The sequence below is a fragment of the Xenorhabdus vietnamensis genome (assembly GCF_002127535.1).
Lineage (GTDB): Bacteria > Pseudomonadota > Gammaproteobacteria > Enterobacterales > Enterobacteriaceae > Xenorhabdus > Xenorhabdus vietnamensis.
Window position 1 is genome coordinate 1 of sequence record NZ_MUBJ01000134.1, and the last position, 497, is coordinate 497.

General features: G+C 52.3%; 1 protein-coding gene. It reads right to left on the reverse strand.

Annotation, left to right across the window (positions count from 1 at the left end; genetic code table 11):
• Positions 1-497: transposase (locus Xvie_RS20565; protein ID WP_244175767.1), on the reverse strand; the 497-nt coding region annotated here is incomplete at both ends.

The window sequence follows — 497 nt, forward strand, 5'->3', positions numbered from 1 at the left end:
TTTTCCCTGCCGGTGCTCAATCTGTTGCATGAATGACCGGGCGCAGAGTACCAACAGTTGCCGGAGCGTCTTATTACCCCGTTTACTGATCCCCAATAAGGTCGTCCTTCCCCCGGTGCTGTACTGGCGGGGGACCAAACCCGTCGAGGCCGCAAAATCCCGGCTGCGGGCATAGTGTTTTCCATCACCCAGTTGGGCGGAAAGCACACTCGCCGTGATGGGGCCAATGCCGGGGATCGTCATCAGCCGTTGTCCGGTATCATCCTGAATGATTTCCTGTGACAGTGCGGTTTCAATCTCGGTGATTTGCCCAACCAGATAGTGATAATGCGCCTGTAACCGCAGTAATAGGGGTTCCGTGGTCATTTCTGCAATAACACCCGCTAAGCGTTTCACCCTGACGGAAATCACTTGTTTTCCGTCATATCCTGCCGCTGGAGAAAATTGAGGTATAAACTCCTTATTTTTTACGTGACAAACACTGTCGGAATGAGACA